The organism is Tritonibacter sp. SIMBA_163 (assembly GCF_046535935.1).
Classification (GTDB): Bacteria; Pseudomonadota; Alphaproteobacteria; order Rhodobacterales; family Rhodobacteraceae; genus Epibacterium; species Epibacterium scottomollicae.
In genome coordinates this window covers 1-382 of the sequence record NZ_JAWJBP010000164.1, presented here as the reverse complement: position 1 = coordinate 382, position 382 = coordinate 1, and the positions used below count along the sequence as shown (strand labels likewise).

Annotated in this window: 1 protein-coding gene; it reads left to right on the top strand. The window is 68.1% G+C overall.

The genetic code is table 11. The annotated features are described in order from the left end of the window. The coding region (locus R0J92_RS21915) for a hypothetical protein (protein ID WP_411053197.1) at positions 1-382 on the top strand (382 nt) is incomplete at both ends.

Here is a 382-nt window from a genome sequence, read left to right as displayed (position 1 = left end):
CGGGCGCGGTGGCGCTGGATCTGCAATCTGGCGCGACCCTGGGCGATGCGGCGGTGACGATTGCAAATGCGGCCAGCTTGTCGACCGCAGGCGGTGCGCTGACGGATGCGACGGCGCTTGACGTGGACGGGACCTTCACCCTTGCGGGCGACGAGACGATTGCGACGCTTGCGGGCGAGGGAACAGTTGCGCTTGCGGGCCATACGCTGGCTGTCGGCTCTGGCGTGGCCGGTGAGGGCTTTGCCTATTCCGGCGCGCTGACCGGCAACGCGGTGTCGGTGCTGCGCACGGAAACCTCTGGCGATGCCTTGATCCTGAGCGGCGACCTCAGCGGCTTTGGCGGCAGGTTGGAGATCGCCCATGGCACGCTTGGGCTGACGCA